General features: G+C 70.7%; 28 protein-coding genes. 4 read left to right on the top strand and 24 right to left on the bottom strand.

The window, feature by feature from the left end:
* Positions 1-26: 26 nt before the first annotated feature.
* The gene (locus tag ACFC09_RS15750) at positions 27-185 is read right to left on the bottom strand and encodes a hypothetical protein (RefSeq protein WP_376527933.1); all 159 of its coding nucleotides are present in this window, start codon (positions 183-185) and stop codon (positions 27-29) included.
* Positions 186-199: 14 nt separating this feature from the next.
* Positions 200-760 carry a helix-turn-helix transcriptional regulator gene (locus ACFC09_RS15745; protein WP_376528013.1) on the bottom strand — a complete coding sequence of 187 codons (561 nt, stop codon included), beginning with the start codon at positions 758-760 and terminating at the stop codon, positions 200-202.
* A gap of 123 nt (positions 761-883) precedes the next feature.
* On the opposite strand from ACFC09_RS15745, the gene ACFC09_RS15740 reads away from it, so the two are divergent.
* A complete protein-coding gene (locus tag ACFC09_RS15740) occupies positions 884-1,153 on the top strand; it encodes a helix-turn-helix transcriptional regulator (RefSeq protein ID WP_376527931.1) in 270 nt (89 codons plus the stop codon).
* 204 nt (positions 1,154-1,357) lie between these two features.
* Here ACFC09_RS15740 and ACFC09_RS15735 read toward each other — a convergent pair whose 3' ends face one another.
* The 6 genes from ACFC09_RS15735 to ACFC09_RS15710 all read right to left on the bottom strand — a co-directional run bounded on the left by ACFC09_RS15735 (position 1,358) and on the right by ACFC09_RS15710 (position 5,860).
* Positions 1,358-1,684, bottom strand: a complete 327-nt coding sequence (locus ACFC09_RS15735) for a MazG-like family protein (protein ID WP_376527929.1) — start codon at positions 1,682-1,684, stop codon at positions 1,358-1,360.
* A 258-nt stretch (positions 1,685-1,942) separates the two neighbouring features.
* Positions 1,943-2,953 (bottom strand): protein-L-isoaspartate O-methyltransferase, encoded by a 1,011-nt coding sequence (locus ACFC09_RS15730; protein WP_376527926.1) that lies wholly within the window; start codon positions 2,951-2,953, stop codon positions 1,943-1,945.
* Between the two features lie 88 nt (positions 2,954-3,041).
* Positions 3,042-3,464: a lasso peptide biosynthesis B2 protein gene (locus tag ACFC09_RS15725; protein WP_376527924.1), complete on the bottom strand. Its 423-nt coding sequence runs from the start codon at positions 3,462-3,464 to the stop codon at positions 3,042-3,044.
* Positions 3,461-3,757, bottom strand: a complete 297-nt coding sequence (locus tag ACFC09_RS15720) for a PqqD family protein (RefSeq protein WP_376527921.1) — start codon at positions 3,755-3,757, stop codon at positions 3,461-3,463. The genes ACFC09_RS15725 and ACFC09_RS15720 overlap by 4 nt, the downstream gene beginning before the upstream one ends.
* Positions 3,741-5,579 (bottom strand): albusnodin/ikarugamycin family macrolactam cyclase, encoded by a 1,839-nt coding sequence (locus ACFC09_RS15715; RefSeq protein ID WP_376527918.1) that lies wholly within the window; start codon positions 5,577-5,579, stop codon positions 3,741-3,743. The genes ACFC09_RS15720 and ACFC09_RS15715 overlap by 17 nt, the downstream gene beginning before the upstream one ends.
* Before the next feature lie 155 nt (positions 5,580-5,734).
* Positions 5,735-5,860: a hypothetical protein gene (locus ACFC09_RS15710; RefSeq protein WP_344345829.1), complete on the bottom strand. Its 126-nt coding sequence runs from the start codon at positions 5,858-5,860 to the stop codon at positions 5,735-5,737.
* 310 nt (positions 5,861-6,170) lie between these two features.
* Between ACFC09_RS15710 and ACFC09_RS15705 the strand changes: the two genes are divergently transcribed.
* Positions 6,171-7,283 (top strand): tetratricopeptide repeat protein, encoded by a 1,113-nt coding sequence (locus ACFC09_RS15705; RefSeq protein WP_376528010.1) that lies wholly within the window; start codon positions 6,171-6,173, stop codon positions 7,281-7,283.
* Positions 7,284-7,587: 304 nt separating this feature from the next.
* Here the strand turns inward: ACFC09_RS15705 and ACFC09_RS15700 are convergent, their stop codons facing one another.
* On the bottom strand, positions 7,588-7,800 hold the full coding sequence (locus tag ACFC09_RS15700) for a hypothetical protein (protein WP_376527914.1): 213 nt from the start codon (positions 7,798-7,800) through the stop codon (positions 7,588-7,590).
* A 1,232-nt stretch (positions 7,801-9,032) separates the two neighbouring features.
* Entirely contained in the window at positions 9,033-9,572 is a 540-nt protein-coding gene (locus tag ACFC09_RS15695; RefSeq protein WP_376527911.1) for a hypothetical protein, read from the bottom strand.
* Between the two features lie 517 nt (positions 9,573-10,089).
* Here ACFC09_RS15695 and ACFC09_RS15690 point away from each other — a divergent pair.
* Both ACFC09_RS15690 and ACFC09_RS15685 read left to right on the top strand, forming a co-directional pair.
* Entirely contained in the window at positions 10,090-11,097 is a 1,008-nt protein-coding gene (locus ACFC09_RS15690; protein ID WP_376527908.1) for a hypothetical protein, read from the top strand.
* A complete protein-coding gene (locus ACFC09_RS15685; protein ID WP_376527906.1) occupies positions 11,094-11,648 on the top strand; it encodes a GNAT family N-acetyltransferase in 555 nt (184 codons plus the stop codon). Before ACFC09_RS15690 ends, ACFC09_RS15685 begins: the two co-directional genes overlap by 4 nt.
* Before the next feature lie 633 nt (positions 11,649-12,281).
* On the opposite strand, the gene ACFC09_RS15680 is transcribed toward ACFC09_RS15685, so the two are convergent.
* The 14 genes from ACFC09_RS15680 to ACFC09_RS15615 all read right to left on the bottom strand — a co-directional run bounded on the left by ACFC09_RS15680 (position 12,282) and on the right by ACFC09_RS15615 (position 25,000).
* Positions 12,282-12,830, bottom strand: coding sequence for a hypothetical protein (locus ACFC09_RS15680; protein ID WP_376527903.1), 549 nt, complete (start codon positions 12,828-12,830; stop codon positions 12,282-12,284).
* 3 nt (positions 12,831-12,833) lie between these two features.
* A complete protein-coding gene (locus tag ACFC09_RS15675; RefSeq protein WP_376527901.1) occupies positions 12,834-13,064 on the bottom strand; it encodes a hypothetical protein in 231 nt (76 codons plus the stop codon).
* A gap of 14 nt (positions 13,065-13,078) precedes the next feature.
* Complete coding sequence (locus tag ACFC09_RS15670; protein ID WP_376527899.1) at positions 13,079-14,008, bottom strand: LysM peptidoglycan-binding domain-containing protein; 930 nt, start codon at positions 14,006-14,008, stop codon at positions 13,079-13,081.
* Positions 14,009-14,277: 269 nt separating this feature from the next.
* Positions 14,278-14,532, bottom strand: a complete 255-nt coding sequence (locus ACFC09_RS15665; RefSeq protein WP_376527896.1) for a hypothetical protein — start codon at positions 14,530-14,532, stop codon at positions 14,278-14,280.
* A 20-nt stretch (positions 14,533-14,552) separates the two neighbouring features.
* A complete protein-coding gene (locus tag ACFC09_RS15660; RefSeq protein WP_376527894.1) occupies positions 14,553-15,461 on the bottom strand; it encodes a hypothetical protein in 909 nt (302 codons plus the stop codon).
* Positions 15,462-15,529: 68 nt separating this feature from the next.
* Complete coding sequence (locus tag ACFC09_RS15655; RefSeq protein WP_376527892.1) at positions 15,530-15,811, bottom strand: hypothetical protein; 282 nt, start codon at positions 15,809-15,811, stop codon at positions 15,530-15,532.
* Between the two features lie 8 nt (positions 15,812-15,819).
* The gene (locus ACFC09_RS15650; protein ID WP_376527890.1) at positions 15,820-16,656 is read right to left on the bottom strand and encodes a hypothetical protein; all 837 of its coding nucleotides are present in this window, start codon (positions 16,654-16,656) and stop codon (positions 15,820-15,822) included.
* A 63-nt stretch (positions 16,657-16,719) separates the two neighbouring features.
* On the bottom strand, positions 16,720-17,064 hold the full coding sequence (locus ACFC09_RS15645; protein WP_376527888.1) for a hypothetical protein: 345 nt from the start codon (positions 17,062-17,064) through the stop codon (positions 16,720-16,722).
* A 9-nt stretch (positions 17,065-17,073) separates the two neighbouring features.
* Entirely contained in the window at positions 17,074-17,679 is a 606-nt protein-coding gene (locus ACFC09_RS15640) for a hypothetical protein (RefSeq protein ID WP_376527885.1), read from the bottom strand.
* A 326-nt stretch (positions 17,680-18,005) separates the two neighbouring features.
* A complete protein-coding gene (locus tag ACFC09_RS15635) occupies positions 18,006-18,638 on the bottom strand; it encodes a hypothetical protein (protein WP_376527883.1) in 633 nt (210 codons plus the stop codon).
* Between the two features lie 161 nt (positions 18,639-18,799).
* Positions 18,800-19,123: a hypothetical protein gene (locus ACFC09_RS15630; RefSeq protein WP_376527880.1), complete on the bottom strand. Its 324-nt coding sequence runs from the start codon at positions 19,121-19,123 to the stop codon at positions 18,800-18,802.
* Positions 19,124-19,266: 143 nt separating this feature from the next.
* Positions 19,267-20,310, bottom strand: coding sequence for a hypothetical protein (locus ACFC09_RS15625; protein WP_376527878.1), 1,044 nt, complete (start codon positions 20,308-20,310; stop codon positions 19,267-19,269).
* Position 20,311: 1 nt separating this feature from the next.
* Positions 20,312-21,625, bottom strand: coding sequence for a hypothetical protein (locus tag ACFC09_RS15620; protein WP_376527876.1), 1,314 nt, complete (start codon positions 21,623-21,625; stop codon positions 20,312-20,314).
* Positions 21,626-25,000 carry a phage tail tape measure protein gene (locus tag ACFC09_RS15615; protein WP_376527874.1) on the bottom strand — a complete coding sequence of 1,125 codons (3,375 nt, stop codon included), beginning with the start codon at positions 24,998-25,000 and terminating at the stop codon, positions 21,626-21,628.
* Positions 25,001-25,299 lie beyond the last annotated feature (299 nt).

The following is a 25,299-nucleotide window of genomic DNA, read 5'->3' as shown; positions in this document are numbered from 1 at the left end:
GACGCCCCCCTCCCTTCTCCGTGCCGTTACGGCCGTTTGAGCTGGTCCAGCCGTAGGTGTCCGAGCCGCGGCCTGACGTCCTGGCGGACGTGCGCGGCGTACGCGTTGCGCGTGGCGGCACTCGGCCTCCTCCCGGCCAGCCACCCGTCCGCCCACTCCGATACGGTCATGCGCTCTGCGGGCATGGCGCCCCCTCCCGTCATGTACTCGACTTGTCCAGGCCCGCCAGGGGCGGAAGCTCCAGACCGTGGCGGGCCATCTGCTCCCGGAGCTCGTAGAGCTGGTCAGTGAGTTCACGCGCCATCGCCCGGCCGGCATCCGCCTCCGCGTCCTCCAGCTCCAGGGCGTAGCGCTGCTCCGCGATTCCCTGCTCCCAGATACGCCGGTAGACGCCGCGGATACGGCGCTCCAGGTCCCGGTGCCGACGCTCCAGAGCAAGGGCGGATTCCTCCGCAGCGCCCGCCCCGGCGAACCATTCAGCGGCCTCCAGCGGCGCACCGGTCTGCCCCGGTAGGTACTCCACCTCCGCGGTGTACCCGGCCGGGAAGATGAGCGCCGCCGGCGCTACCTCAAGGGCCGCCGCCAAGACCAATACGTCCGCCACGGATACGTCCCTACGGCGGCCGTTCTCCATGTTGGAGATCACCGTCCGCTGGAGGCCGGGGTGGCCGAGGCGGGCGCACTCGTCCGCGAGCTGCTGCGCGCTCATGCCGCGCGCCCGTCTGTGTCTACGTAGCTCGCTCGCGATGGTCTGGCTCACCCGGGCGGGCCACTCCGGTGTTTGCTCCACGACGGCTCAAAGTACAGCGGGTGTTGCGCAGTATCAACGCGTGCCATACAGTCCATTCGAAACAACCCAACTACGGGCAGGAGTTGAGCGGAAATGGCGCAAGAGGCCACCGCCACGGTGCAGGAACTCACGGTGCGGGACCTCCTGGACCTGCCCGCCGTGGTCGACGTGGAGACCGCGTGCCGCGTTCTCGGGATCTCCCGCTCCCACGGCTACAACCTGGCCCGCACCGGCGACTTCCCTTGCCGCGTACTGCGCGCCGGCCGCTCCTTCCGCGTCGTGACAGCCGACCTCCGGCGCATCCTCGGCATCCAGGAGCAGGCCGCCGCTGCCAACGAGACCGCCGCCACGGCGGCGGTCTGACATACCTCCCGACCGCGGGTCCGGCCTTCCACTCCCCTAGGGGGCCGAACCCCGCCGAAAAGCGGGCCCGGCCTCCCCACCCCCGAGGAGGCCGGGCCCGCTTCCTTACGCCTTTCTATGCCACCGCCAGGGCCGCCCGGAGGAAGCGCCTCCAGCCGGACCCGCGCGGTCCTCCCTGCCCTCAACGGAACCCCATGACGCGGGTCAGTCCAGCTCCGGCAACACCCGGGCCACCAGGGCGTCGAGGCGTTCATCCAGTACGTGGTCGGCATCCGGCGCGATGGTGGCCAGAGCGACCATGGACGTCACGATGACGTCTGCCAACTCCGTCTGCACGTCGGTCCAGGTGTGGGAGCGGCCCTTACGCGGGTTGGCTCCCAGCGCACCATGCAGCGCCTCGGCAACCTCGCCGTACTCCTCGCCGATCTTCAGCACGCGCAGCAGCCGTACATCAGCAGGCGCCGCATCCGCGGTCTCGTCGTCCAGCCACTTCCGCAAGCGGCCGACCTGCTCCCAGGTCCGGTCTCCCATAAAGGTCCTCCTCGATCGTCAGAACAGTGCCGGGGCAGGGTCGGCGGCCCGGTCGGCGGTGGTCATGGTGAGCGGCGCCGTAGGCCCAAGGGCCAGCGACACCGTCAGGGCGGAGTGATCCGTCAGCCGGTCCGGTCCGTACGTCGTGGACGTACGAGCAGCCGCGGAGATAAGCGCGCATCGGAGGCTGCCAGGGGCCCGGGCGGGGGCCGTCACACTCCCCGCCCGAGCCCCTGAGTCCGCAGGGCCTTCCGGGTTCTACCGGGTCAGGCGCAGGTGCCAGCCCTCCGCGCCTCGGGCGAGGGTGGGCGTGTAGGTCTCGGGCGCGGGGCGGCCGGCGCTCTCCCAGGCGGTCAGCCAGTCACGGAGGACGGCGAGGGACGAGGAGTCGGGGCGGTCGGCGAGGATCGTGCCGTCCTGCTGGAGGACGGCGGCCGTGGTCGCGGTGGAGTGGCCGATGGCCCACAGGTCCGGGGTGAGGCCGGCCATGGTGAGCTGCGGGTCGGCCTGGGCGGCGGCGAAGGTCCGCCAGGACGGCCAGTCGAGTTCGGCCCCGTCGTACGGCTCGGTGTGGGCGTCCTTGAGCAGGCGGGCGAGTGCGGTGCGGCCACCGGTGTGGAGGTGGTCGTCGCGCTCGCGCCAGGCGATGGAGATCCACGACGGGTCGGGGGTGCGGTTCTCCCAGTCCACCCACCGGCCCGGCAGGTCGAGGTTGTCCTTCGGGGAGCCGGTCGCCTCGATGTACCCGCCGGTGAACACCGCCTCCACGACCGGCTCGCTGCCGCTCACGCGGATCTTAGCGACCACCGTCATGTTGGGGACGGTCGCGATCGGCAGTGGGGCGACGATCAGGCCGCCGTCGGCGACCTGGTCCACCCACGCCTTCGGCAGCAGCGGCGGGGTGCACCAGGCCACCATCCGGTCGTACGGGGCCCGCTCGGCAAAGCCGGTGGTGCCGTCGGCGACGTGGCAGCGGATGTTGTCGAGGTCGCGCTTGTGGTGGATGAGGTTCGCCCACCTCACGAGGTAGGCGTCAATGTCGAGGCTCGTCACCGCGCCGGTGGGGCCGACGAGTTCGGCGAGCAGGGCTCCGGAGTAGCCGGAGCCGGTGCCGAATTCGACGACGTTCATGCCGTCGTGGACGTCGAGGGTGGTGAGCTCGCGGTGGATCACGACCGGGTTGGAGCGGTGCGGGGTGGCGCCGCGGCCGTCGTGGTGGGTGTAGTGGCGTTCGGGGACGGTCGTGGCGGCGTCGGCGACGGCGGTCACTGCTCACTCCTTCGAGGGGCTACGGGCACTCGCATGCGACAACTGCTCCGGGCGGGTGTAGGACACGCGCCCGGCTGCGGCTTGGGGCTCAGATCGTCAGGGCGGTGTGGTGGTGCCATCCGGCGGCGGTGTACTCGCCGACGGGGCCGTGGCCGGGCAGGTCGGCCCAGGCGTGGTACTCGACCGGCGGCGGGGCGAACCGGGCCCCCAGGTGCCAGTCGAGGCGGCGGCCGAGCAGGGCGGCGGCGAGTACGGCTCCCAGCGAGGTCTCCATGCAGGCGGCCCGCCCGGGCCACCAGCGGGCGGTGTGCCGTACGGCGCCGACGAGGGCCTCGGCCCGGGCCGCGCCCAGCTCGCGCCGGCCCAGGCGGCGGGCGAGGCGGGCGGCCCGGACCGTGTGCCGGAACGGCAGCCGCAGCAGCACCAGGGCGAGCGCGAGCCCGGCCGCGGCGGCCAGGCGCTCGGGGAAGGTGCCGGTCCGGACGGTGGAGTACGCCTCCGTGCTGGTCACGACCGCCACCCCCGACGGCGCGGCCGGGCCGGTGCCTGGCCGTTGTGGGCGAGGCCCTGCGCGGCCAGCGCCTCGGCGACCGTGCGGACGTCGGCGGCGGCCTGCTCGGCACCGACACCGTACCGCTCGGCGTACTGGTCGGCGGCCTCCTCCCGGCTGGTGGAGGCAAGCAGGAGCATCACCGCGGCCGACGCGGTCGGCGTCAGGTAGGCCCAACGGCCCGTCTGCTCGCTGAGGATCGCGCCGCCCTCGTCGGTGAGCACGGGGTGCGTGCCCTCACACAGCCGCCACACGGCCACCCACCTCCTCCCACCACGCAGCCCGGGCGGCGGCGTGCTGCCGCAACCACACCTCGGCAGCCACCACCAGGTGCAGGGCGCCCTGGGCGGTCGGCTGCCCGGCCGCGGCCCGGGCCAGCGCGTCGGCGACCGGCTGCTCGGTGACCAGCCCGAGCGCGGCCAGCCGCGACGACGTCCCCAGCAGGTCCTTGAGGACCGGCGCGTTGTCGCGCAGGCCCGCGTAGGCGAGGGCGTTGAACCCGCCCTTCGTCGTACGGGCCAGCACGAAGCCGGGCAAGACGCCGCTGCCGGCGAACGCCGCGTCCAGCAGCGGCTTGTAGGTGCCGGGGGCGCCGCGCTCGTCGGCGGGCACGGCGAGGCAGGCCCGGATCACCTCGTTGTCCAGGAACGGGGCAGCCAGCTCGATGCCGTGCCCGGCGAGCGCGAGCGCCCGCCACCCGGCGCTGTCCGCGCCCACCCGCGCGAGGTCCTGCCGGTCGGACCACTCGGCCAGCCGGGCCGGCGCGTCGGTAAGCGCGCCCGCGGCCTCGTCCAGGGCGGCGGCGAGCATCAGGCGGGCGCCGTGGGTCATCCAGTCCGCCGAGGCCAGCAGCGGCGTCCAGGCGAGCGGGCGCTTGGCCTGGGGAACCCAGTCCCGCGCGGGACCGCGCAGTTCGGCGGCCGTCTGCCACCAGGCCCCGGCCAGGCTGGTCCGGGAGGCCGGGCGGGTGCGGGCGAGCATGTGGAAGGCGGAGGTGTGCCGCAGCCGGGCGTGGGCGAGGACGTGCTGCAAGGCCCGGCGGTACCTCCGCTCGCGCAGCAGGTCTACAAGGTAGGAGGAGGGGGCCGACAGGACGGCGTCGCCGGCCGCGCCGGTGAAGTGCACTCCCGGGCCCCGGGTGTTCGCGGCAACGGTGTCCAGGACGGCCCTCTTGATCGAAGCGGTCACCGCATACGCATTCGGGGCGTCGGTCACCGGCAGGGCGGACAGGTCGTCAAGGCCCGCGTAGTACACCGTGCCCGCGGCGCCGGGGACCGTATGGTGAGTGAGCCCCGGCACGGTGGCCGCAGTGCGGGCGGCGAACGTGAGGTCGTCGTCACGCAGGCGTTCATCGGCGAACGTCACCGCGGCCACCGGCCCCCGCTGGACGGCCAGGCACGCGAGCGTGGTGGAGTCCAGCCCCGCCAGGTCGGCACTGACCGGCCGGCCGTCGATCCGGACGGCGACCGCCTCGGCAAGCGCGGCCCGCACCACCGGGGCCTGCTCGCGCAGGCCGGCCCGCGGGTAGGAGACCGGCTCGTACCGCTCCACCGCCGTCCCGCCCGGGCCGAGCAGCAGCAGATGCCCGCCCGGCACCCGCTTCACGTCGCGGAACAGGCTCCGGCCGGCGAGGACGTCGGGCTGCCCGAAGGCGAGATGGGCGGCGAGCGCGGTCACGTCGATGGGGGCGCCATCCAGCGCGGCGAGCGCGGACGCGGCGGTCGACCACCACGTGCCGGCCGCGTCGGTGCGGTAGTACACCGGGTGCTGCCCGGCCAGGTCCCCGATCACCGCCAGGGTCTCGCCGCTGCGGGCCACGACGAGGTACGAGCCGGGCCAGCGCGTCAGCGCCCCCCAGCCCTTCGCCCGTACGACCGGCAGCGCATCCCGGAGCCGGGCCTCGTCAGCGCCGCACTCGCCGATCACCGCCAGCGCCGCCCACTCGTCGCCCACCGTGCTGATCCGAGCGGCGGGCCACTCGCAGGTCCACGTGTTGTCCAGTCCGGGGACCGCCCGGCCTCCGGCGGGCCGCCGGTCGCTCCCGGCGGCCCCGTACCACCCCGCGCTCCACCTCATCGGTGCCCTCTCCCTTCTCCATACGTGTCGAAAGGCGAAGGCGCCGAGCCCGCCCGCCCCCGTGCCCCAGCACGAGAACGAAGCAGGCCCGGCGCCTCCTTGCCGGGGTCAGGGCGTGGCACTCGATTCCCCACCGGGCCCCGGCCGTTCCCGGGTCAGGCGTTCTTGTACTGGGTGTCGTCGGCGGTGTCGAAGTTGTTGGTGCCCAGCGTCACCACGACGACGGCGCCGGCGTCGAGGACGACGGGGGCCTGGTAGACCGGGGTGGTGTTCTCGCCCATGGCGGACTTCCTTCCGCTCGTTGCCCGGCTGTCTGTATCGCCGGGCTGGTGACCATCAGTCAACGCGCAGACGCGGCCCGTGGGGAGCTGCCAGAATGTCTGCCAGCTGTAGGCCAGTTGTGAACCAGGACCGACGATCGGGCCGGACATGACCATCGGGGAGCGCATCCGCGCCGCACGCGAAGCACGGCGGCCCAGGTGCAGCCAGGAGAAGCTCGCGGACGAGCTATCGGTGGCGCGCTGGGGGAAGACGGGGTTCTGCGACAGGCAGCAGGTCTACCGGTGGGAGAAGGGGTTACGGGTTCCCCGGGTGTGGCTGCCGTTCATCGAACAGGTCCTCAACATCGATCTGTCCGAGGACAATGGGGGCCAGTTCGCCGATACCGTGACCGCGGTCATGCTCCTGGGAGGCACCGACGTGGACCGACGGCAGTTCCTCGCGGCATCCGCCGCTGTCGGCCTGGCCGCGCTCGACCTGCCCGACGCCGAGGCGGTCACCCGCCGCGCGAACCGTCCCGGCCCCGTCGCCGTCGGCATGGGCGAGGTCGCCGCAGTCCGCACGATGACCACCACCCTCGGCGATGCCGCCTCCGAGCTCGGCGGCGGCCACGCCCGCCACCTCGCCGTCCGCTACCTGACCGTGGACGTCAAACGCTGGCTGGACGGCCGCTACACGGAGAAGACCGGCCGGGAGCTGTTCGCTGCCACCAGCGAACTCGTGCACCTGATCGGCTGGATGGCTCGCGACGAGGGCAACCAGGGCCTGAGCCAGAAGTACCACCTGCACAGCTACCGCCTCGCCGCCGAGGCCGGTGAGAACGAACTCGCCGCCACCGCCCTGCGCGGCCTGGCGGACCAGGCCATCGACCTCGGCCACATCCCCACCGCCGTACGGCTCGCCGAAGCGTGCGAACAGCGCGGCAGGAAGCTGACCAACCCCAAGGCGCTCGCGTACTACCGCAACACCTACGCCCGCGCGGCAGCAGCCGACGGCGACCACACCACCGCCGCGAAGCTCCTCACCTCCGCCCAGGCCGCGATCGAGCACGCGCCGGCCCTGCCGGGGCAGTCCTGGGCGAGCCACTACAGCCACGGCCGGTGGGCCCACGAGTCCGGCATGATCCACGCCAAGCTCGGCGACCTCGCCGCCGCTGAGGAACACCTCCACCTCGCCCTTGACATCCACGGCCTCGACCGCAAGAGGACCCGGGCGATCGTGCTCGCCGATCTCGGCCACGTCCAGCTCAAGCGCGGCAACACCGAGACGGCCCTGGCCAGCTGGAGCGAGTTCCTCGACTGCGCCGACGGCGTGCAGTCCGTCCGCATCGACGACGGCCTGACCAACATCGCCGCCCGCCTGCCCTCGATCCCCGACAGCCCGGCCGCCGCCGAGCTCGGCGAGCGCATCGCCGCCCGTGCGTGAGGCGCCCGTGACCGCCGTCCGGGAGACCGAGGACCCCGCCCGCTGGGACGAACTGTTCGTCCGCGACGTCGACGAGCGCCCGGTCGACGACATGGCAGCTACTCGGACAATCCGACCAGCGCACCCGCGCCCGTGGGAAGCCGGGGCGGCCTTCGAGCCCATCACGCACGCTGTGTCGTGAGCAGAGGGAGGTGAGGGCCCCGGTACGGGGTGCCCGGGGCCCTCATCCCGGACTGCCGTCGCTCTCTCACAAGGGGCAGCCGGGGCCCGCCCCAACCGACCTGGGGCGGGAGTCTGGAGGCGGTCAGGCGATGAGGCGGATCACCGTCGCGACGGCCAGGCCGCCGAGCAGCAGCCCGTATACGGCGGCGGCCAGCGTGATGCGCGGGTGCCGCTTGCGGATGGTCCGCCACGCTTCCAAGCCCGTACGGCCGTTGGCATGAGCGTGGATACCGAATCCGGTAACGGAGATTGAGATGAGTTGTACGTGCGGGCGATCTTGGCGGGTGTCTTCCATGGGAATCCTCGTCGGGGGGAGTGCGACGGTGTACAGCCGGATCCCGGTGGCGGGCTGTGGAGTGTCCGGGCGGCGTTCCGTGAAATAGCGGCTGACGTGGCCGATAACCGCGGTCAGGCAGTCCTCGCATAGATATATGGGCGCATGCTGGCCCAGCCACCGGGCGGGTCCCACCCACGTCACAGGAAGGCCGGTACCCCCGCACTTCCAGCAGTCATCCGTGATCCACTTGGTGAGCGCCGTGGCAGGCTCGCTTGTCATCCGGACACGACTCCGTACACGAGCGCGCCTATCGTGGTCAGCAGGACGACGAGGTAAATAGCCTGCGCAAAGCGGGTGTTCCATATCGGAACCTCGCCCGGCTGCCACTGCTCAGGAGGGATCGGGTACCTCCAGGTCAGTGCTTCTTCCCCGAAGGCGGCTGCCGACTCCGGTCCTTGGGCGAGGCTCGGCATGATGATCTGTTCTTGGCAGTGGCCCGCAACGCCTGGCGCTACGCCGGGCGGAGGCGGACGGCCGCTACCGGACAGCGGCGCCGAAAAGTGCGGGCGCGGGCGGTCAGGTGCCGTGGTCACGTGATCTTCCCCTGTGCGGATGACGCCCCGGAGGGTCTTGACGGGTGACGTCAGTAGGTGACGCCGGCCAGAACCGCGATGATCAGAGCACGGGGGTCGGCTGTGTATTCGGCCCGTACCGCGTGGCTATCTGGTCTCCGGCGGCAATGTCTCCTGACGCCTTCGCGGCCTGGACCGCCGCACGCACCGGCTCCAGGAGATCCGCGCCGGAGGACAGGGCGGCGCCGTTCGCCGGCGGCCGGAGCCAACCGCGGGCGGCCACCAGCTCAGGCACGCGTACGGTCGGCGGAGGCAAGAGGGCCAGGGTGCCGGGCCGGAGCGCAAGGGCGCCGGACGTCTGACACAAGGCCGCGGAGTGGGGGCGGAGGATGAACTCCGCGCCGGACGGGCCGAGGATAACCGGGCCGGCGGGTAGGTTGGCGCCCCGCATCCTAGCCAGGACGTCCAGGGCGAGGGAGCCCGGGATCAGTAGGACATCGAACCCGAGGCCGGTGGGGGCCTCGGCAAGGTGCCCGCGGCCCCACGCCGCGAGGACCTGCTCCAGGCGGCCGGTAGCCGTGAGCCACGGCATCGGTCCCAGAGCGGCGGTGATCGCCTCCGCTCGGGAGGCAGGACGGGGCCTGGGGATCACGGGCGCGTCTGCTAAGACCTCTACGGTCACCGGTGGCCTCCCTGGGCCCGGGCGTCTCGGGCTCGGCGAGCGAGGTCCGCGACCTCATCCGGATACGTCAGGTCTCCCGGAGAATCCATGGGGACGCACCAGTACCCGCGCCCGCGCCGCTCCGTAAGCCCGGGTGAAGGAACGCCCAAGAAAGTGTCCTGACCGAGGAATTCCATCCCGGGAAACTCCAACGCACTCCACTTCCAGAAGGCGGTCCCCGGCACGAGGGCGTAGTAGAGGCAAGCGTGGAGGTCAATGAACACCGCCCCGCCATCGAAGAACCGACAGAGGAACCTGTCCACCTCCTCCAGGTTCTCCGTGCCAGCCGCCGCCCACACCAGGTGCGCGGGGATCCGGATCGCGGAGAGAATGCCACCGCACGCCAGAAGGGCAACGCCGTGCTCATCCCACTGCGCTTGAGCCTCTTTGCGATCCAGAGCGGCAGACAGCAGCCAGTGGGAGACAGCAAGCCTCCGCTCATTCCCTGTCACCACAGCCGACCCAGCAGGCCCGAAGTGTTCAGCTTCCCCGTTCACGGGAATGCCCCCTTTCGTCATGTGCGGACACGGGCATCACACGACGCAGAGGCACCGGGCGTCGAGCGAGCGCAAGTCCTTGCTCACTCAAGGCAACTCCCGGAGACGGGCGCCCGCCGGACAATGGGGCGGACTTTTGAGCGGACTTTTCAGCATGACCGGTCTTTCCGCCGGTGAGTCACCGCTACCGTCGAAAGACGACGGAACACCGGAGGTAGAAGTGGTCGACCTCACGCCCTTCGAATACGCGTGTCTGGAGCACGGATGGGACAAGCCGTCTAAGTTCCTGAGAGCATTCGAGGTAGCTGCCGGAGTGCTGGGGGAGCCTTGTGCGTTGACGGACCGCCAGTTACGGAGGTGGCGTTCTCCCTCGCCGCCTGCTCCCCGGGCGCGCGCGTGGCGGATCTTGCACGCCATGTTCGGAGTGGACCCGATAGAGCTGGGCTTTCCTGGCCCACCTGCCGGGGTCACTATGGGCAGCGCTCCGCCCCGTCTCGTACAGGAAGGCAGAACCAGCGTGGATCGACGCGAGTTTCTATTCGACTCGTCCGGCGTAGCCGCCGGCCTGGCGACTCACGCCACTTTGAGGACACCACTCGGCCGATCAGGCACCGTCGGAACGCCCCACCTCCTGGAACTCCGCGAGGGCCTGCGCTCGCTCTATCACCTCGACAACGCGTACGGAGGCGGCGACGTCCTGAACCTCGCCCGCCGACACCTGCGGCGCGTCCGCCGCATCATCAACAGCGACCGCATGGCGGACACCATAGGCCGGCAGTTGCAGCTCCTTGCCGGGGAGACCGCCGAGCACTGCGCATGGCTCGCCTATGACGTCGGTCGTCAGGATGAGGCCCGCGCCTACTGGGGTGAGGCACTGACCACGGCCGCCATGCTCCAGGACGCGTCCCTGGAGATTCAGGTCATGTCCGGGCTGAGTTTGCAGGCGAGCTACGAAGGACGTCCCCGCGACGGGTACGACCTCGCCCGGGCCGCACAGGAACGCGCAAAGGCGTACGGCTCACCGCTATTGCAGAGCATCATGGCGACCCGGAAGGCCCGAGCGCTGGCAGTGCTGCATGACGACATCTCCGCCCGCCACCAGCTCACCGAGTCCATCCGCCTGATCGAGCAGGCCGACCGGGGCAGGCCCGCCCCGGAGTGGGCCGCCTTTCACGGACACGCTGAACTCGACTATCACCAGGGACTTTTGTTCGCCGAGCTCAACCACCACAACCGGGCCGTCCCCTTCCTACGCGCCGCGCTCAAGCATCAGGACCGCATCTACGGCCGTAACCGGTCCCTCTACCGCCTCACCTTCTCCCGTAGCCTGATCCATGCCGGTGAGGTGGATGAAGGTGCAGCGCAGGCCGTCAACAGCCTTAAGCACCTCGATGAGGTTGAGTCCGGCCGGGTCATGCAGCGGCTCGGCGAGGTCCTGGACCTACTCAACATCACCGACGCCACGGCAGCCCGCGAGGCGGCCGAGGCCCTGACCGAGTACGTGGAGGAGAGGACAGCCGCATGAGGCAGGAGATCACGTTCACCCGTTACGACGGTGCGAACGCCGCCGGCCAACTCGATGCGTTCCTGCCGGCCTACGAAGAGGTCTACGTAGAGCCTCCGTACTCGGAGGGCCCCCGTGACGTCGCCGAGTTCATCGACCACTACGCGGTGCAAGCGGCTCGGCCCGGCATGCGGCTCGTTTTCGCCCACGACGGAGACGAGCTGATCGGCTTCACGTACGGGTTCACCCTCGCCCCGGACGCCCGCTGGTGGGGCAACGTTCGGGACGCCACGCTCAGTGACGAGTTCACGCGTGAGGACGGCCGTAGAACGTTCGCGATCATCGAACTCGCCGTCCGTAAGGCGTGGCGCCGCCGTGGCGTTGCCGCGGCCCTCCACGCGCGGCTCTTGGACGGCATAGATGCCGAGCGCGTGACGCTCACCGTCCGGCCGGAGCCCGAAGCCGCGCCCGCACAGACCGCCTACGCCAAGTGGGGATACCAACGCGTCGGAACGTCCCACCCGTGGGAAGACGCCCCCTTCTACGACTGCATGGTGCTCTCCCTCCGCTGACCCGAGACGACCCGGTCACCGGCCGCGCCTCCGTCAACGCCCCGTGACTTCCACAAGCTCACGGGGCGTTGACGTTCTCCGATGTCAGCATGCGGCCGTACCCTACGGCCATGCCCTCCTCCACCAGGCACGACGCCCGGTTCTGCCCTGTTCGGGAAGAGGTCAACGCATCCATACGCCTACTCATGACCGCACCCGCGACCGCGGCCCGCGCCGTGGCGTACGCCGGCCTCCTCGACCAGTGGGCGGAGGTCTGCCACGACTGCCACCACTGCAACCCCCGGCCGGCTACGGCAGCCTGACGCCCCAGATACACGAACGCCCCGCCGGTGGGTTCCGTCCGGCGGGGCGTTCGCATCAAGGTCATCCGCGCTCGGTAGCTCAAGCACTGGACGCTGGTGACCTTAGCTCCGGCTCGTGATCAGATGCGGATGCCTCCGGGCGCTCGGCGGAGGTGTCTGCCGGATGTCCTCCAGCGTGGTGGACGCCGCAGGCTGGATGACCGCCTCCAACTCGGCAAGGTCCTCATCCGCCCGTGCTCCGATACGTCGTCACGAGGCCGGGATGGTACGGCAGAGCGCCCGCTCTCCGGGGCGGTGGAGGGCGGGCGCACGGTTAGTGCGGGGGACGGGATCAGCCGGTGGTGGGGACGGCCGGACCGTCGGAGTCCCCGCTGTCTCCCGTGTCACCTGGGCTGTCCCCCGTCGGGTCCTCGCTGGTCATGTGCAGCGTGGTCTCTCCCGTGTCCCCGGCGGCGGGACCAGGCTCCCCCGCCGTGTCCCTCGGGGGGACAGCAGTCCCTGGGAGGTCGGGGACACCGGTCGGGCCGGTCTCGTCCGGGCACAAGAGGGAGAGCCGGTGGTTCGCCAAGTCCACCGCGTCCCGCAGGCTCCCGCCGCTGTTGGGGTAGAGCTCGTGTTTGATCCGCCGGAGATCCTGCTCCACTCCTCCCATGCGGGACTCCAGGCCCACCATGCGCTCCATGACGCCGAGCCGCGCGGGGACCCCGGGCCGTGATGGCTCCCCCTGCCAGTCGTCTATGAACTCGTCCACGCGGCGACCGAGGCGGGCCCCTCCGCGGGCGATGCGCCACACGCCGGTTGCCAGACCACCGGCGAGCGATAACGCTCCTCCCCATACCAGGATCGTGTCCAGCGCGGGGATGCCCGTTTCAGCCGCCATCGCTCACCCGCTCTGTCCGGTCCCCTCGTCCGTACGAAGCCACCCCGGGAGGAGGGCCTGCACGGACGGGAGGGCCATCACGCGGGCGAATCCGCCGGCCACCGCGAGGGCGGTAGCGGCCCACGGCCAGGTGTCGGGGATGCCGCCCTCCTGGAAGAGGAGCGGCAGCGCGACGGCCACGCCGACGGCTGTCTGTAGGACAGTGCGCGCGGTGCGCTTCGCCTCTATCGACATGAGCGGTGTCCCTTCTACGAGAGGAGGAGTTGCCAGGTGAGCGGGCCTGGGTAGCCGTCCGGGTCCCCGGAGAGCTCGGAGCGGGAGCGCTGGAAGTCCGCTATGTTCAGGCGCGTGTACTCGGTGAACACCGGCCCGGCCTGGTAGCCGTTGCCGTCGTGGTGGCGGGTGAAGCCCTTTCGGATCAGTCCGCCGTCCAGCGTGGTCACGGCCGGGTTGCTCTTGCCGAGCACGAACGAACTCGTGCCGGGGAACGCCGGCGCCTCCCTCCCGATGCCACCCGCCGGGATCTTGAGCTCCTGGCCGGGGTGGATCGTGTACGGGGCGCGGAGGTTGTTGGCCTTCGCGAGTTCCGGCCAGGAGACGTCCAGGCGGCGAGCGATGGCGGAGAGGGTGTCCCCGGACTTCACCGTGTAGACGCCCTCCGCCGGCGTCGTGGTCCCGCCCGGGCGGGGCGCGCCCTTCTGCACCCACGCATAAAGTCGGTTTCCGGGGCAGAGCGTGGCGTAGCCGTCCCGGTGGCCGCCGATCCAGTCCCCGGCGGACCCGTCCCGGCGGAGCCATTCGATCGCGTCCCGTAGGCCGCTGAGCATGGCGTCCGGCGGGGTGACGAGCCCGGAGGAACCGAGGAGTGCGCACACCGCGTAGTCCCGGATGTTGAGCTCCTGGTTCCCGTTGGCCCCGGTGCGTTTGTGCGCACCGCGGCCCTCGTACACGTGCCCGTGCTCGCACACGACGGCCGAGTACGCGATGTCAACGTAGTTCTCTTGCTTGTTGGCGAGGTGTTCGGCGCGGATGCTCCTCACGTAGTCGTCGCACTTGTCGTGCGCGCGGGAGCTGTACGCCGTCCCCAGGTAATGGATCTTCACTCCGTGAGCGGAGGGGAGGTAGGCGGCCGGGGACGAGGCCGGAGCGCCCCAGTCCTCACGCTGGATGAACTTCACCGTGACCACCTCCAGGCGGGCCGGTCGAAAAAGGGCAGGGGTATGCGGCGGCCCACGGCATAGCGGGCCGCCGGGTGGCGGATGGCGGGGAGCCGGCGGAGAGACCAGGAGGAGCCGCGCGAGACGCGTACGGCGGGGGCCGCCTGGTGGCTATCGGGTGCCAAGAGGTCTCCCGTGAGGGACGTTCCTTGGCCCGGCCCACAACCAGCGGCGTGCAGGGAGTGTAACCGCGGCCGGGTGCGCACGAGCCCGGCCGCGGAGACGGGGGATCAGCCCAGGAGCGTCCCGACCTCGGCCAGGGGAAGCCCGTGGGCCTGGTCGGCGCCGCCGTTCGGGATCTCGCCATCGTTGGCGATGAACTCCGCGGCTTGCGCGTCGGCCGCCTGGCGGTGCTCCTCCTGCTTCGTGGCGTACGCCTCGGCGGTGATCTCCGCCCAGCCCTCCGGGAGGGAGGCCGCGGCGATAGGGCCGTCTGCGGCCATGGCGACGGCCGAGCCGTCCGGTGATGCGAAGTAGCGCGGCATGAGAAGGGTCCTCCTGGCGGTCAAGCCTGTGTGGTGGTGCGGATCGTGCCGTCACTGGTCCACGAGTTGATGCCGATGGTGCCGGCGGTGACGTTGACGGCCGGGAAGAAAAGCACCTGCGCCGCGTTGCCGGCCGGGATGTTGAACAGGGCTTCTGACACGGAGCCGGTGTGGCGCTCGCGCCGCGCCGATCCGGTGGCGGTGAGGAGGCTTAACAGCGGGCGGACCATCGCCGGACCGCCGTCTTTCGTGATGATGTACCCCACTTCGAACGTTGCCGTGGAGCTCCAGTTGATATCGAACGCACCGTGTACCTGCGCGTCATATGTCCACAACCGGCAGTCGTTGCCGAGGAAGTTGGCCGGGACGTTGAACTGGAACACGGCAGCGGTGCCGCCGGGCTGGAGGACGACCCACCCGCCGGTGGGCCCGATGGACGCGATGGACGGGTCCATATGCTCCTGGTACAGGTGGTCTGCCGCGGTGTAGTGCTCTGGGGGTGTCCAGAGCGCGCCCGTGTCCGGGTCGCACTTGAGCGTGGAGTGGGTGGGGGCGTCACAGCCCCAGCGGTCCGTCCATGCGTCGGAGCCGCCGATGGCGTACGCCGCGAGCGGGGAGCCGGTGGTCCCGTCTCCCCGGAGGCCACACCCCGCCTCAAGCGGCGGTACTAAGAGACGGCCGTCTGTGCCCATGCTGAGCTGGTTCCCGGCGTCCGCGGACGGCCGTGCGGAAACCACGCCCGTGGCCGGGTCGTAGGCGGCACCGTCGGCGGCGGAGATGCAGGGGCGGACTTGGTCACAACTTACGGTGCCGCCATCCGCTTCAATCACGTAGGGGGCGCCATGAGAGCCGTTGCCGGTGACGGTGACGCCGGGGCCCCCGGTGACTTGGCATGTACAGCGAGAGCCGCCGCAACCGAATTGAGCCATGAGCACACTCCAGGAAGGGGAGTCGATGCCCGGCCCAGAACCAGCGGCGATACGGAGTTTACGGAGCGTCAGGACGGCGGGGTGTAGCCGGAGATGCGGGCTGCCGACTCCGCCGGGAGCCCGAGCGTGATCAGGGCCTCGTAGTCAGCGCGCTTCTGTGCTTGTTCCTGGTCCCGCGTGGCGGCGGCCTCCGCCTCGTGCTGGGCCTCGATCGCGGCAAGCCGTGACTCGTACTCCTCGCGGGTCAGGATCACGGCGTCCTGGGGGTGGGTGATCTCATCAACGCCCACGTACGCGCGGAGGCTGACCGCTCCGTCCGGGTTGAGGTAGTAGAAGATTGTCTCGTCCATGTCTGCCCCTATGCGACTGGGAGAGAGAACACCCACGCACGGAGCGTGGCTTGTATACGGGTATACGTCGCGCCGCCCGCGCCGCGGCCCATCGTGATCTGCATCGTGCGCGTGAGTGTTTCGCCGGGCGACAGAACGAGGTTCGTCAGCTTCCCTACCTGGACGTGCTCCCGGGTGATCGTGGCGGAGCCCTCGTTGGCCAGGTGCATCATGTCGTCGCCGTCGATGCCCGCCCCGCCCGCCCCGCCTCGTGGGAGGTTGAGGTCCACGTCCACCTCCTGGAAGAGGATCGTCACCGCCGCCCGGCACTTATCGGGGTTGACGATGGGGAGTTGCAGTTCCTCCACTACTTCCTCCGCCGTCGTCGGGACCAGCGGCGCCCCGGGGTACGCCTTGCCGAGCGTGCTCTGCTGGAACCGGGCCTTCGGGATCGGTTCACCGCGGAGTTGGCCGCCGCTGTCGCAGTAGACGCCGGCTGCGGCGGCGTCCACGTCACACGGATAGGGCCATGAGCCCGTGTTGGCCTGGACGGGTGAGGACACCGAGCCGTTGCCGGTGAGGCCGCACCCGACCGTCGCCGGAGGCACGTACAGCCCGTCCGGGCCGAGGACGAGTGTGTTCCCAGGTGTTTCACTGAGGTCTACGCCGATCACGCCTGTAGCCGGGTCGTACGATGCGCCGCCCCCGGCGGAGATGCACGGCCTGACCTGGTCGCAGGTGACCGCGCCGGGCCCCACGCCGATGACGTAGGGCGCGCCAGGGGATCCGTTTCCGATGACGGTGACGCCGGGGCCGGCGGTGACCTGGCAGGTGCAACGGGAGCCGCCGCAGCCGAATTGAGCCATGGGGTAACTCCGAGTGACGCGGAAGGACGCCCGGCCCAGAACCAGCGGCGTAAGGGAGTGTAGTCAGGCGGCCCCGGGACCGGTGTAGCCGGACAGGCGTCGGGCGGTCTCCTCCGTGATGCCGGCCTTCGTCAGGTCGTTGTACTCGCGGGTCTGGCGGGCCGCCTCTTCCTCCCCCATCGCCTCTAGTCGCGCGTTACGAGTGGCCGTCATCTCCGCGATGAGCAACTGGTATTCGTCGTGAGGGATGTACCGGCCCGGTCGCGCGAGCGCCGGGAGCTCCCCACCGGTCACGGTGACGGCTCCGAGGGAGCCGTCTTCATACTGCGCCCACGCCTTCACCGGCGTCGGGTTGGGCTCATGGTCCGGCCACGGGAAGGGCCACGGGAAGTCTGGTAGGTCAGTCACGGCGGGACCTCACATGGAGAGGAGGAGGACGCGGAGGATGTAATTGATGCGGTAGTAGTAGGCGCCGCCGGTGCCACGGCCGACCGCCGCCCCGAACCCGACCGAGGTGGAAGCGCCTGGCGCGAGCACCCCGCGCGGCACGACCTTCGTGGCTTGTGAATGGGCGCCAACGATGGTGCCCGTGCCGGTGTTGCGCGTGTAATAGGTCTCATCTCCGTTGAATCCGGTCGCCGCCCCGGCGCCGGAGGGGAGGACCAGGAACACGTCCACCTCCTCCGACGCGATGACGAGGGCCGGAATACACGGGTTCGGGTTCGTAACCGTCACCGCGTAGTTGTCCACCGTCTGGAAGTCACCGGGGACAACCGGGTCGTTGAACTCCCGCTGCTCGGAATAGGTGGTGAACTGAGCTGTGCCACGCGGCTCCCCACGAAGCACTCCGCTGCTATCGCACGTGATAACGCTGCCGTACGTCTCCACGTCGCACGAGTACGGCCAGGAGCCCGTAGCGACCTCCACAGGTGCGCTCGCCGAGCCGTCACCGGTCAGGCCGCACCCGGTCAGGACCGAGCCTCCAGCCGTGGGCACGTAGAGCCCGCCGTCCGGGTTGATCACGACATTGTTCCCGGCCTGCTCAGAGAGGTTCGCTGAGATCGTCCCGGTTGCCTGGTCCAGGTCGATCCCGGGCCCGGCGGTGAAGCACCCGCGGACCGTCTCACAAGGGATCTCCGCGCTCACCCGGTACGGGTTCGCGGCGGAGCCGGTGCCGGTTACCGTGACGTTTTCACCGGCGATCACCGTGCAGTTGCACTGACCGCCGCCGCAGCCGCATCGAGCCATGGGAGCCCACCGTCCTCACGGGGATGATGTCGGCCCGGCCCACAACCAGCGGCACGCAGGCCGAGTCTAACGACGCGCGCCCGGCGGGCCGAGCACCGCGGTCAGCCGTAGAGCTCCACGATCACAATGCCGTTTCCGCCCGCGGTGCCGTTCTGGCTGGTGCCGTTATGGGCCAGGCCGCCAGCCGCCCCGCCGCCATATCCGCGCCCGCCACCGCCCCCGCCATCAGAGGCACGTTGCCAACCGCCGTGGCCGAGGTGGGAGTCACCGCCCTCACCGGCCAGCCCCTGGTTCCCGTTGATCCGGATGGCGCCTCCGCCCGCCCCACCGCCCATGGCGATCTGCCCCGACCCAGCAAGCGGAGCGGCCGTCCCGGAGTGGCACAGAGGCGTGTTCCCGGACGCCATGACCGCCTTACCCCCCGCACCGCCGAACGCGGTGACCAGGCCGCCGAAGCTGGAGTTCGCTCCGTCCCCGCCGTCCGTACCCGAATCACCAGCGCTACCGCCGGCCCCGACGAGGATGGTCTCCACGGCACCGAGCGCGGTCACTGAGAGCAGAGACTCCGAGTAGCCGCCCCCGGCACCACCGGGCTGGCAGGTCAAGTCACCAGACCCGGCCGCCGCGCCCGCCGCCCCACCGCCACCGGCCTGCACGCGCACCCGCACCCTGGCCAGCCACGGATAGCTGGCTTTCGCGAACTGGTAGGAACCGGGCGCGGTGAACCTCACCACCTGCCGCAGTCCTTGGCGGCCGGGGATGAGGCATAGTTCCCCGGACTCGGTCACAGTGAAGTAGTCATCGCACACGCACACAGACGCCACGGTCCGGCCCTTTCGGAAGAGATGGCGGCCCGGCCCACAACCAGCGGCGCGCGACCAGAGGGTAACCGCACCTACCCGGCGGCCGGGGACACGGTGAGGTGAACGTAGACGCCCTCACCGGCCGGGCTCACAACGCCCGCCCCACGGCGCGGCCTCGTCTGCCACACCCTCACCACCACGTACGCGGACGTGACCTTTTCCAGGGCGACGGTGACCGTACGATCCTGGTCCTCGGGGGCCGGGTCGACCGGGGCGGCGGCGATCACGGGTGTACGGGAGAGGGGGGCCGGGAACGTCCAGCGGGCGCGGCCGTCGGCGCCCGTCACTACGACCGCGGCGACCGGCCCGGCCTGGTGGACCACGGGCGGGGGCGTCACGGGCCCGGATACGGCCACGGGGCGGCCCTCCACGGGCTCCGCTGGCTGTGGCGTACCGCTCCTCCTGGTGGTGCGCCTCGCCTGCCGGTTCAGGTCCCTGAGCATCCCGCCGAGCGGGTTCCCGGTGACCAGTCGGCCAGGTCCTCCACGGATCGCCACCGCTACACCCCCGCCACTTCCGAGCCGGTCACGGCCAACTGCACTTGCACGCTTTCCGAGCCCGGCGCGGAGTCCGTGCCGCCGGTCTCCTCGACCTTGAGCCCCACGATCTTGAGTCGCTGCGTCACCGTCCGGCACGTGACGGTGGACATCACGTCCAGGCTCCAGCCGGGCACCAGGGAGGGCACGTCCACCGCGGCGTCCGGGGAGATCGTCACCTGTTGCGTGTCGATGAACACCGGCGCCGGGAGGGAGCCGCGCCGCTTCGTACGGGCAGCGGCCAGCGCGGAGGCCGCCGTAGTGATGGAGGTCTGCTCCACATACCGCTCCAGGAGGCCGTAATAGTCGTCCACGCCGCCGTCCGCGGCGATCACCCCGGACTCCTCATTCCCGGCCACGATCCACCGCGTGATCAGGTTGGAGCCGTCCTCCGCGACCACCAGCCCCTCCGGAAGGTCCTGATCAGACACGGTGCCCACGCTCGCTGAGTAGGACTCGGGGAGGAGGATGATCCTGGAGCCCACGCACGTGAAGTCGAGCCCGGTATCCGCCAGGTCCCGGAGATGGTCCAGGGTCTGGCCCACATCCTTCGTGTAGGAGCGGCCACCGGCCACCAGGGCCGGGCCCACCGTGTAGACGGAGTGCCCGGGGTCGTCGGGCTGGTAGCCGTCCTGAATGAGCCAGGCCGCAATGTCGGTGAGGTCCGTGTCCTTGAAGGCGATGGAGTCGTGAGGGACACGGCGGTCCAGCCAGGCCAGGCGGTCCGCGGCGAAGATCTCCACGCCGTCCACGGTCCACTGCGGCTGAATGATCGGCCCCCACCAGACGGGTTTGCCGTCCCGGAAGATGTGGAGCTCATGGAGCCAGGAGCGGACGTTCTGGAGTCGGTTACAGCAGTCCCCGGAGGGGTTGATGAGCACCCTCGCTGAGCTGAACTCGTCCAGCTCACGCGTCCACTCGCACTCCGTGAGGACGTCCGCCTCCGCGACCGTGGCACCCTGGCGGGTGACGATGCGCGCGGTGTGCGTACCGCAGCCGGCGGCCACGTCACCACCCCCGTCCGGAGACGCCTACCGTGATCACGGTCCCGGGTGGCGGCGGGTTGGACACGTCCGACTCGATACACAGGCAGTACGTTGCGCAGTCCAGTGGGCGCCAGGACGGCGGAAGCCCGTCCCGCCCGTACACGTCCGGGCTGGTCTCGCACACACCGCCGCACTCCACCACGGCCCGGTTGATCTGCCCGTCCAGGGTCAGCGCGCCGCCGGCCGGGAGGTAGCGCACGTGGTAGACGGAGTGCGGGTTGCAGCGCTGAAGATCGGCCATCTCCTCACAGCTCAAGGCATCGTCCCCGGCGGTCCGTTGGTAGAAGGTGAGCGTGAGGTTTCGGAGGTCCCCGCCCGAGCCGGCCCGGATGGTGATCACGGGGACGTCCACGGACCAGCTCGGCCGGCCGGTGAGGTCCACCTCCCAGCACTCCTTCTCGACGGCCAGGGGAAGGCAGTAGCACGTCTCCGGGACCGTGATGCTCGGCGGCGGGGTGGGGCGGCACAGAGGGTCCGCGCACGCCGCCGTCGGGTCCTCGCATGCAGCCAAGCGGCACGTCCCCCCGCACCCGTCTTCGGTGCCGTGAAGGCACCAGGTGACGCAATCGGTGGAGGTGTCCACGGGCGGGTCCACCTCAAGCACGGGCATCGTGTCCGTGTAGAGCCACGGGGTGGCCGCGCTGAGAGTGAACTCCACCGTGATGACATCCGCCCCGGACTGGCACGTCCCGGTGGCGCAGCCGTCGCCCTGGCGGGCGGTCACCTCCGGCCCGTCCACGAGCGCCACGCGGCGCAGGCTCCGCCGGTGCCGCGCCTCGAACTCGCCCGGGTCCTCCTCCGCGCCCGGGCAGCAGTTGAAGAGGGTCAGACAGTCGCCGTCACATTCTCCGCTGGTGCATCCGGTCAGTACCTCCGCAAGCCAGTGCAGGCCGTACTCGACCGCGCAGCACGTGGCGCCGAGAAGGACCGCGGTCACGGTGATGGTGCGAGGTATGGCCCGGGCCGGGCCGAAGCTGCCGCCGCCGGTCACCGCGTTCGTCACGGACCGCTTCACCGGGTGCGCGTCCAGGCCCTCCATGGACAGGACCAAGAGCCCGGCGAAATCAGCGGACTCCGGGACATCCGGGTCGTACCAGGGTGCGCCGTCCTCGGTCGGCGTGGTGTACGGGAGATCTCCTACGGTGGCCGCGGTGAACGTCTCGCACTTGCAGACGGTGGCCGAGGTGAGGGGGGAGCCCACGGTCTCCAGGTAGGTGGCCAGGCGGGCGTGGTTGGCGACCTCCACCCCGCCGAGCGTGAAGTAGTCGAGCAGCATCTAGAGCAGCCCTCCGGCTAGGGCGAGGCGGGAGGCGACGCGGTGCGCCGTCGTACGCGCGTCCCCTACCTCGTTGATGGTCACGTACTGGTTCACGACTGCCGGCTGCGTGCCGCGCGTCTGGGCAGTGCCGCGGAGCATGTCGAGGAGGCCGGACTGTTCCGCGAGCTCCGCCGCCCTCTTGGGCCGCGTGAGGGGGATGACGACCTCCGGACCGGCTTCGCCGATCAGGGCGTGGGTGGGGCCGAGGACCAGGCCGCCGTTGGCGAAGGGGAGGTACTTCCGTACGGAGGCCGGGATCCCGGACTTGATCTTGGACATGATCTGGCCTCCCACGTTGCCGATGGCGGCCACGATCCGGCCCGGTAGGGACCCGAAGAGGGAGACAAGCCCGCTGATCAGTGAGGACACGGCGCTGCGGGCGCTGCCGGCCGCGCTGGAGAACGCGCCGCCGATCCGGCTGCCGAGGCTGGACAGGGCGCTGCCGATCTTGCCGGGCAGGGCCCGGAAGAACCCCACCGCCGATGAAATCCAGGACGTGATCCGCGAGTTCGCGGCGTTGAACCCGGTCACGAGCCTGCTCACCAGGAACGTCCCGAACGAGGAGAGGGCGCTGCCGACGCGACCCGGGAGCGCCTGGAAGAACGCGACCGCCGAGGAGATCCAGGACGTGATCCGCGAGTTCGCGGCGCTGAACCCGGTCACGAGCCTGCTCACCAGGAACGTCCCGAACGAGGAGAGGGCGTTCGCGACGCGGCCCGGGAGGACCTGGAAGAACGCGACCGTGGTGGTGATCGCGGTGCTCAGCCACGTCGTCACAGTGGCCCACGCGACCTGGAAAGCGGTGAGCAGCAGCGTGCCCAGGGAGACCAGGGAGGCCCCGATCTTCTGCGGCAGCTCCGTGAAGATGTAGACGATCCCGGCAATGCCGGCGAGTACCCCGATCGCCAGGTACGCGATAGCGGAGGTGAAAGCGTCGAGGAGGAGCCCGGGGAGCACGGCCAGCCCGGCGACAATCCGGCCGGGCAGTTGGACGAAGAAGTCCACCACCGCCTGGACGCCGGCCGACGCCGTCTGAACCGCGAGGTCGAACCCCGATACGAACAGGTCGCCGACGGCGGAGCCCACGGCGCCCGCAGCCTCCACGATCCTCACGGGCAGTTGGGCGAAGAAGCCCACCACGGCGGAGATCCCGGATGACACCGCGCTCTTGGCCGACTCCCACGCGGAGGACAGGGCGTCCGAGATGGCCCCGCCGAGCTGCGAGCCCCACACCGGGACGGTCTCGGTGAAAAAGTTCACCACGGCATCCCACGCGATCTCCAGGTACGGCAGGATCTTGCCGCCCAGGCCCTGGAGTGCGCCGATGAGGGCGGTCAGGATCAGGCCGCCGATCAGCGCGGGGATCGCGGCTGCCCCGGCCGCGACCTTGAGGAGCAGAGGCCCCCAGATGTCCACCTTCTCCCCGATCTGGGACGCGAGGTCGAAGACGGCTTCGAACACCTTCGGGCCGTACTGGACGATGCCCTGGGAGATGGACACCGCGATCTGCTCGCCGGTCGACTTGAGGAGTGGGAGCGCGTCCTGGATGGCTTTGCCGATGTCCGCGAACTGGCTGAAGTCGCCGGTGAACAGGCCCTGAAATGCCTGCTTGAGTTCCCGGCCGATCGTCTCGAACTTGCTGCCCAGGTTGTTGCGGAGGTCGTCGCCGGCGCGCGTGGCAGCGCCGCCGAAATCGTCCATCTCCTTCGCCGCGGTCTTCAGGTCCAGCGCCTCAATGGCCCCCGCCAGGTCCTCGGCCTTCGTACCGAACAGGCCCACGGCGGCCTGGTTTCGCTTCAGCGGGTCCTTGATGGCGTGGAGCTTGTCCAGGATCTCCCCGAGCGCCTTCCGCGCCGAGGGGCCACCCTTGGCGAACGCCTCGGTGAGCTGCGTCGCGTTCAGGTGCATCGCCTTGAACGCGTCCACGACCCGCGTACCGCCCTGCGCGGCCTCGATCGAGAACTCCTTGAGGGTGTCGGCGATCACGTCCGAGTCGCGCGCACCACCACGTAGGCCCTGCTGGATCAGCCCGAACGCCTCCTGTCCGGAAAGCCCGAGCTGCCGAAACTGCGTGCCGTACTCCGTAACCGTGTCGAGCAGGTCTTCAGCGGCGTTGCCGCCCTGCTGGACGCTCTTGGTGAGGAGGTCGATGCCCTGCGAGGCGTTATCGACCAGCCCCGTTTTGACCATCTGGCCGACGGCGCGGGCAACCGCGCCCACGTCCTCCTCCATGAGCGTCCCGAGGTCGGCGATCTTCGTGGAGAGGGATTCCAGGCCGGGGAAGTCGCTCGGCGCGGCCAGACCGGCCCGGATCGCGGCCTGGACCGCCGCGGTGCCCTCCTCCACGGAATCCACCACACCGCGGGCGTAGAGCTGCCCCACCACCCGGCCAGCCGCGTCGGCGTCCTTCGTCCCCAGGCCGAGCGCGGCCCTGAGGGCACCGGTGAGCTTCTGCTTTTCGATGACGCCCTCAATGCCGGTCATCAGGGCTTTGCCGATGAGCGCGGCATAGGCAAGGACCGCCGCGATGACCGCGCCCCAGGGGCCGGCCGCCGTCAGACCGGCCCGGATACCGGCCATGGCCTCCGCGCCGAACCCCAACCCGATCTCACCGGCACCGGCCAGGGAGGACCGGAGCCGGGACAGCAGCCCCTCGGCCACCTCCCCGCCACCGCCGCCTCCGCCGGGCTCCCCCAGGTGAATGGGGATGGTGATCTCCCGCTGCGCAAGCTCCCGCAACCGCGCCTCGATCCGGCCGACGTCCAGGACCACCGTGGCATCGATCCGGGGAACCTCCAGGGACCGCAGACGCGACTGGACCCGGGACACGTCCACGTCGGCCTGGACGGAGATACGCGGGGCACGCACGCGGCGCAGCTGCGCCTGAATGTCCCGGACCAGGGCACGGGAGTCCGCGGCCACCGGCACCTGCGCGCGGACTTGGCGGATGGCCCGCTGGAGGGCCCGGCCGAAGCCACTCACGTCCGGGGTGACGGGGAGGGCGACGGAGTCCAGGACGCCGCGGCGGGACAGGCTCCGCTGGAGGGACCGGAGGTCCGCGACCACCGGCACCGTCAGGTCCGTGATGCCACGGACACCGGTCCGTAGGGCCCGCTCGAACCTGGAAAGGTCCGGGGCGACTTGGACGTTCGCGGCGGCACCGCGTAGACCGCCGTTGATACTGTTCCGGACAGTGCGCCCGACGTCCCGCATGGCCCGGGTCAACGCCCGCTCGATACCGGTGCCGACGTCCCGGGCCTGACGCTCCGCGTCCTCGACGTCCAGGTCTAGGGTGATCCTGGCGGACCCGTAATCAACCTCGTCACCGGCCACCGGGCAACCCCACAGAGTGTGCGTGTTGGTTGCCCGGCCCAAAACCAGACGGCGCGCCGGCGCCGCGGCGGCCGGACGCCCCCAGGTTAGCCGGTGGAGCAGGTCAGGAGCGCGACCCCGAGAACTGGCCGTCCTCCGCCGCCACCCGCGCCATGAGGGCCTGCGCCGCGGACATGGTCACCCCTCCCCCACCGGGAGGCGGCGCGGCAGCAGGCTCCTGGCGGGCGGGCGCGCCCCCCGGGCCGGCCGGGTGCGGCCCGGAGGCCCCGGCGGGGCGGGTAGCGCCGACCTGGTGGCGG

It is taken from the genome of Streptomyces sp. NPDC056161 (genome assembly GCF_042268025.1).
GTDB lineage: Bacteria > Actinomycetota > Actinomycetes > Streptomycetales > Streptomycetaceae > Streptomyces.
Note: the sequence above shows the minus strand (reverse complement) of the source record. Positions and strands in the feature narration are given on the sequence as shown.

Excerpts from the sequence above, each read along its gene's own strand:
- ACFC09_RS15750 (WP_376527933.1), bottom strand. The coding sequence starts at position 185 with ATGCCCGCAGAGCGCATGACCGTATCGGAGTGGGCGGACGGGTGGCTG.
- ACFC09_RS15740 (WP_376527931.1), top strand. The coding sequence starts at position 884 with ATGGCGCAAGAGGCCACCGCCACGGTGCAGGAACTCACGGTGCGGGAC.
- ACFC09_RS15735 (WP_376527929.1), bottom strand. The coding sequence starts at position 1,684 with ATGGGAGACCGGACCTGGGAGCAGGTCGGCCGCTTGCGGAAGTGGCTG.
- ACFC09_RS15715 (WP_376527918.1), bottom strand. The coding sequence starts at position 5,579 with ATGAGGTGGAGCGCGGGGTGGTACGGGGCCGCCGGGAGCGACCGGCGG.
- ACFC09_RS15710 (WP_344345829.1), bottom strand. The coding sequence starts at position 5,860 with ATGGGCGAGAACACCACCCCGGTCTACCAGGCCCCCGTCGTCCTCGAC.
- ACFC09_RS15700 (WP_376527914.1), bottom strand. The coding sequence starts at position 7,800 with ATGGAAGACACCCGCCAAGATCGCCCGCACGTACAACTCATCTCAATC.
- ACFC09_RS15685 (WP_376527906.1), top strand. The coding sequence starts at position 11,094 with ATGAGGCAGGAGATCACGTTCACCCGTTACGACGGTGCGAACGCCGCC.
- ACFC09_RS15680 (WP_376527903.1), bottom strand. The coding sequence starts at position 12,830 with ATGGCGGCTGAAACGGGCATCCCCGCGCTGGACACGATCCTGGTATGG.
- ACFC09_RS15675 (WP_376527901.1), bottom strand. The coding sequence starts at position 13,064 with ATGTCGATAGAGGCGAAGCGCACCGCGCGCACTGTCCTACAGACAGCC.
- ACFC09_RS15665 (WP_376527896.1), bottom strand. The coding sequence starts at position 14,532 with ATGCCGCGCTACTTCGCATCACCGGACGGCTCGGCCGTCGCCATGGCC.
- ACFC09_RS15660 (WP_376527894.1), bottom strand. The coding sequence starts at position 15,461 with ATGGCTCAATTCGGTTGCGGCGGCTCTCGCTGTACATGCCAAGTCACC.
- ACFC09_RS15655 (WP_376527892.1), bottom strand. The coding sequence starts at position 15,811 with ATGGACGAGACAATCTTCTACTACCTCAACCCGGACGGAGCGGTCAGC.
- ACFC09_RS15650 (WP_376527890.1), bottom strand. The coding sequence starts at position 16,656 with ATGGCTCAATTCGGCTGCGGCGGCTCCCGTTGCACCTGCCAGGTCACC.
- ACFC09_RS15620 (WP_376527876.1), bottom strand. The coding sequence starts at position 21,625 with ATGCTGCTCGACTACTTCACGCTCGGCGGGGTGGAGGTCGCCAACCAC.